Source organism: bacterium (assembly GCA_027622355.1).
Classification (GTDB): Bacteria; UBA8248; UBA8248; order UBA8248; family UBA8248; genus JAQBZT01.
Map to the genome: position 1 here is coordinate 1 of JAQBZT010000191.1, position 5875 is coordinate 5875.

Annotated in this window: 5 protein-coding genes; 4 read left to right on the forward strand and 1 reads right to left on the reverse strand. The window is 63.0% G+C overall.

Annotated features, from left to right (window positions below; all coding sequences use genetic code 11):
- Nucleotides 1-866: M24 family metallopeptidase (locus O2807_10915; protein ID MDA1001008.1), on the reverse strand; the 866-nt coding region annotated here is incomplete at its 3' end.
- 273 nt (nt 867-1139) lie between these two features.
- Between O2807_10915 and O2807_10920 the strand changes: the two genes are divergently transcribed.
- The 4 genes from O2807_10920 to O2807_10935 all read left to right on the forward strand — a co-directional run.
- Complete coding sequence (locus O2807_10920; GenBank protein MDA1001009.1) at nt 1140-2057, forward strand: ABC transporter permease; 918 nt, start codon at nt 1140-1142, stop codon at nt 2055-2057.
- Nucleotides 2058-2065: 8 nt separating this feature from the next.
- The gene (locus tag O2807_10925) at nt 2066-2992 is read left to right on the forward strand and encodes an ABC transporter permease (protein ID MDA1001010.1); all 927 of its coding nucleotides are present in this window, start codon (nt 2066-2068) and stop codon (nt 2990-2992) included.
- A 13-nt stretch (nt 2993-3005) separates the two neighbouring features.
- Nucleotides 3006-4280 (forward strand): M24 family metallopeptidase, encoded by a 1275-nt coding sequence (locus O2807_10930; protein MDA1001011.1) that lies wholly within the window; start codon nt 3006-3008, stop codon nt 4278-4280.
- Between the two features lie 76 nt (nt 4281-4356).
- A partial coding sequence (locus O2807_10935) for an ABC transporter substrate-binding protein (protein MDA1001012.1) occupies nt 4357-5875 on the forward strand: 1519 nt, incomplete at its 3' end.

Here is a 5875-nt window from a genome sequence, read left to right on the forward strand (position 1 = left end):
CCGCCGTAGCCGGCCGCCATCTCGTTGTTGATGATGTCCCCCTCCTGGAGTACCCGGTCGGAGGGATTCGGGTTGCCGAATATCTGGGCGGGATTGCGCATCGGAGTGCTTCCGATGATGCAGAAATGCGGGTAGCCGCCCCCGTCGGAGACGGCGAAGTTGGCGCTGGCCGATAGCTGGCGCTCGGTCACGCCGGGCTTGGCGCGCTCGGCGACCGCCTCGAGCATCCGGTCGGCGAGGGCGCCCGCCTTGCGGACGAACTCGAGCTCCTCTGCGCTCTTGCGGTACCACAACTTGTGGAAGATGTCGGGGACAAGCGTAATCGCCGCCTTCGGCAGCCCCTCGGTCATGTCCTGATAGTAGTTGACCGGAATAAACTCCCCGCCCCAGCTCTCCATGTTGATGGAAGCGATCCCGATGTTCCCCGACTCCAGGCCGAGTTCCTTGATGCGGGCGACGATGGCCTTGCCGAAGCCGCCCGCCCCCATGACCGAGCGGACGTCCTTCAGGCCCGAGGCCTGCTTCCGGATGGCGAAGATGTGCGTCCCCGCCATCGGGAAGAGAAGGGTGGGCTCCCCCTTCGCGGGGAAAACCACGTAGTTCGCCACCGCCCGGAAATCCATGTGGCCCGAGAGCCAGACGACGCCGCCCCACATGCTCATCAGGTTGCAGCTTCCGCCGACGATCAGGCAATCCAGGTCCCGCTCTCTCAGGGCGGCGCGCAGGGCGTCGTGGCGCCTTTTGTATTCGGCCGGAGAGGGCGCGGGATAGACTACATCCTCGTACCACGGAGAATTTTCGAGATTTCCGAAAACTTTTCCCACATGGAGGTTACCGCAAACTTTCGAGAACTCGAACTCTCCCATTTCCTGCCCCCTTCCCCTGCAAAAACGGCCGGAAGAGTGAAACCGCCTCTTCGGCGACAAATATGAAAAATGAAACTCGGCGTGAGAAGGAACGATTATACGCGATCACCGCATGCCAGAGAACCCCGAATGCTTTGTTTTGCGGCCCGCGGACCGGAGATTTCCTTTGCTCTCCGGGTGGAGGTTTGGTAACTTGAGGCCGTCCAGTATTGAATCAACGAATGGGAAAATACGCTCCGGGCGCTTTCAACTCCCTCCGGAATGGGTGGCCGAATGGGGACGTACATACTCCGCAGGTGCCTCCAGGCCCTGATTGTGCTCAAGGGCGTTCTGGTCATCACCTTCTTGATGCTGCACATCACGGGCGATCCGGCCGAGGTGCTCCTCCCCGAGGACGCGGACGAGCAGCAAATCATCGAACTGCGCGAGAAGATGGGGTTGAACGATCCGCTCCTGAAGCAGTATGGCCGCTTTTTCGTCAGCGCCCTCAAATTCGAATTCGGCGAATCCTTCCGGCAGGGCGAGCCGGCCATGAAACTTGTCCTCGCGCACGTGCCGGCCACGGCCGAGTTGGCGCTCACGGCCATCGTCATCGCGCTGCTCATCTCCATACCGGCCGGGGTCATCTCCGCCACCCAGCGCAACAGTATCTGGGATCGGATCAGCATGTTGGGGGCCCTTCTGGGTCAATCCATGCCGAATTTCTGGCTCGGGCTGATTCTGCTCCTCGTCATCTCGCTCTGGCTCGACCTCCTGCCCTCTCACGGGCGGGGGACCATCGCCCACCTCATCCTCCCGGCGGTGACGGCGGGCCTGTACGCCACCGGCCGCATCACCCGCGTCCTCCGCTCGGGGATGCTCGAGGTGCTGGGGCAGGACTATGTCCGCACGGCGAGAAGCAAGGGCCTGTCCGAGACGCTCGTCGTCTACCGCCACGCTTTGAAGAACGCGGCCATTCCGGTCGTGACCGTGATTGGCCTGGAGCTGGGCCTTGTCCTCGGCGGCACCGTGGTCACGGAAATCATCTTCGCCTGGCCGGGCGTGGGACGCCTCACAGTGAACGCCATTTTGAACGACGATTTTCCGATCGTGCAGGCAGCGGTTTTCTTTCTGGCCTTTATATTCATATTCATCAACCTGATCGTTGACGTTCTCTACGCCTGGCTTGATCCGCGCATCAAGTACAGCTGAGGGACAAGATGGCAACGCAACAGCTCCAGGCGGCCCATATCGCGGCGACCGAAGCCCCCTCCGAGGAGCCCCCCGTATGGCGGCAGGTCCTCCACAGCCTCTCGCGCAACCCGGTGGCCTTCGCGGGCGCGATCATCCTCATCTTCATGGTTGTTATCGCCCTGGTTCCCGACTGGTTCGCCCCCTACAACCCCTTCGACCAGGACCCCCAGCTGGGGCCGAAGCCACCCTTCTTCCTTGACCCGGCGACGGGACGCTTCCACGTCCTGGGGACGGACGCCATCGGCCGCGACCTTCTGAGCCGGATTATCCACGGCGCCAGGGTTTCCCTCACCGTCGGCCTCAGCACCGTCTTTGTCGCCGGAACCATTGGCGTGCTCGTCGGTCTCGTTTCGGGCTACAACGGCGGCTGGACCGACACCATCTGCATGCGGATTGTGGACATCTTCCTGGCCTTTCCGTTCATCCTCCTGGCCCTGACCCTGATCGCCATCCTCCGGCCCAGCCTCATGATCGTGATTCTCGTCATCTCGATCCGCACCTGGATCGTCTACGCGAGGGTCGTGCGCGGCGCGGTGCTCTCCATCAAGGAACAAGAGTTCGTCGTCGGGGCAATGGCAGCCGGTCTCGGGCCCCTGGGGGTGATGTTCAAATACATTCTGCCGAACGCCCTTCCCCCGGCGATCGTCATCGCTACCCTCTCGGTCGGGCGGATGATCCTCATCGAGGCCTCGCTGAGCTTCCTCGGGCTGGGGGTGCCGCCTCCCTCTCCGACATGGGGAGGCATCCTGGCCGACGGCCGTCAATACATCGACACGGCCTGGTGGATCTGCCTCTTCCCCGGCATGGCCATTATGCTGACCGTCCTTTCCGCCAACCTGCTCGGCGACTGGCTCCGGGACTTTCTTGACCCCCGGCTCAAGACGCTCGAGTAACCCGGAGAAGCCCATGGCAAACCGCTCGTTCGCATCCGTCAGCAACGCGCTGCACCTGGGAGAAAACTTCCACCATCTCGAGGATGCCCCCTGGTACGGGGATTCCGTCTATCCGTCATTCTCGGAGACCGAATACCGCCGCCGCCACGGTGCGCTGCGCGAGGCGATGCGGGCGCAGGGACTCGACTGCCTCATCGTCCCCGGCAGCATGAACAACGCCAGCATGGGCTACGGGATGGTCTGGCTCACCGGCCACCTCGATGCCCGCGCCCTCGCCCAGTATGTCGTCTTCCCCCTCGAGGGGGAGCCCACCCTGCTCTGTTCGATGGGGGGCGCCCACATCTGGGCCACGCGCAAGGCGGTTTGCGTCAAGAACGTGCGGGCCGCCTCGGGCAACTTCGGCAACGCCATGGCCGAGTGCATCCTTGGACTCGACCTCGCAAGGGGCCGCATCGGCCTGGCGAGCGCCAATTCCGAGGGCAGGGCGAACGAGTACCTTCCCGCGAACTACTACCTTGACCTCAGGAAACAGCTCCCGGAGGCCGAGCTTCTATTCATCCCCGAAATCCTCCACCCCCTCATGATGATCAAAAGCGAGGAGGAGCGGGCCTACGTCCGCAAGGCGGGTGCCCTGTGCGACCGCGCGATCGAGGCCATCGCCGGCCGCGCCGCTCCCGGCGTGGCCGAGTATCAACTGGCGGCCAGCGCCGCCTTCGCCATCCAGGACGGAGGCGGCTACGTCCACCTCAACATCATCGGCTCCACCGCGATGCAGGCGCCGGCCCTCCCCTTCGGCAACCCGCGCCCCTCGGGCCGCACCCTCCGGCAGGGGGATGTGGTCCTCAACGAGCTGGCGGCCGGCTACTTCGGCTACACCGCCCAGATCGGCGCCCCCATCTGTCTGGGGTCCCCGAGCGATGCCATGCGTCGCCTCCACGAGGAGGTTGCCATCCCCGTCTTCGAGCGGATCGAGGCCTGCCTCCATCCCGGCGGGACGGTGGAAGAGGTTCAGGAGGCGGGACAATTCATCCTGGAGAAGGGCTATACCTCCCGGCCCACCCTCATCCACGGAATCGACATCGTCACCTGCAGCCCCCTGGTGGAAGTGGCCCATATCCGGGCAAAAGAGGCGGATCGGATTTTCCGCCCCGGAATGGTTATAATGTCCGAACCGAATCCCATAACGCCGGACGGACGGCTCGGCAGCTTCATCGGCCGGACATACATCATCACCGAGAATGGCCATGAACGGGTGACGAACTGTCCCCTGGAGTTAATTTCGATCTGACCCACGGAAGATTCATGAAATCATACAGTCCCCCAAGGCGGCTCACCGCCGCGGCAGACCAAGAGGAGGAGACCAGATGAAACGCACTTTGGGTTTGGCGGCAGCCATCATTCTCATTGCCGCATCCTTCGTCCACGCGGCACCGAAGGACGCCACACTCACCATCGGATTCAAGTTCGAAACCCCGACGATGGATCCGCACACCGAGAGTTCGCAGGTATCGAACATGCGGAACCGCTGGGTCTTCCAGACCATCATGCACCGCACCCCCGAGGGAAAGCTCATCCCCCTTCTGGCGGAGAGCCACAAGTGGGTGGACGCCAAAACCCTTGAGATTACCCTCAAGCCGGGCCTCAAGTTCTCCAACGGCGAAGACGTGGACGCCAAGGCCGTCCAGTACAGCATGCGCCGGGTCTTCGACAAGAAGCTCAAGTCCCGCCAGACGCGGCGGATGCGCGTCATCAAGGGCGATAACGCCGTCCAGATCGTCAGCAAGTACGTGGTGCGCTTTAACCTCGCCTTCCCGGATGTCGGCTTCCTCAACCGGCTCGGGAACGTCGGGGTCATCGTCCCGCCGAAGTATTACAGCGAAAACCATCACCGCCTCGGCTATCTGGCCACTCACCCGATCGGGAGCGGCCCCTACGTCTTGAAGGAGTGGGTCCGCGACGATCACGCTATCTACGAGGCCAACCCGACCTTCTGGGATCCGCAGTACCCGAAAGTGAAGCGGGTGGTGGCCAAGATCATCCCCGACGCCACCGCCCGCGTCGCCGCCCTGATCAAGGGCGAGGTGGATGTGATCTTCACCGTTCCCCAGCCCATGTGGGGCCGGATCAACCAGAGCGGCAAGGCCCGCGTCATCTCCAAGCCGAGCATCCGCATCTTTCGGATCGGCATGTACCAAAAGTGGGGCGGCATCCTCGGTAACCAGAAGGTGCGCCAGGCCATCGCCCACGCCGTGGACCGCAAGGCCCTTCGCTCCGTCCTGGCCGGGAGCGCCGATGAGGCCACAACCGCCCTCCATCCCTGGACCGAGGGCTACGTGAGCCCCGAGGAGTTCCCCTACCCCTATGAATACAACCCGGCGAAGGCGAAGCAGCTCCTCGCCGAGGCGGGCTACCCCAAGGGAATCGACATTGACCTCATCGCCAACACGGGTGCCTACCTCAAATCCAAAGAGGTGGCCGAGGTGCTCACCGGCATGCTCAACAAGTCGGGCATCCGGGCGAAGCTGGTTTCCCTCTCCAACCGCGGCTTCCGCAACGCCTTCCGGAAAAACCGCAATAAGCCGAGCAAGGACTTCAAGCCCTTCCTCTTCTTCCAGTCCTTCGGCGGCGGCGGCGGAGACTCCGACCTTCAGCTCGGCGCCCTCTTCGGCTGCAAGGGTGCCTGGAGCGGATGGTGCGACAAGGACGGATACGCCCAGAAAATGATCAAGAAGGCGTCCTCTTCCACCGACTACAAGGAGCGCCACGAGATTTTCGCGGAAATTTCCAAGCGGATGACGAATGTAGTGGCCGTCATTCCCCTCTATCGTCTCCATGCGACATTCGGCCTGGGCAACAAGGTCGACTGGGACCCCCGCGTGGACG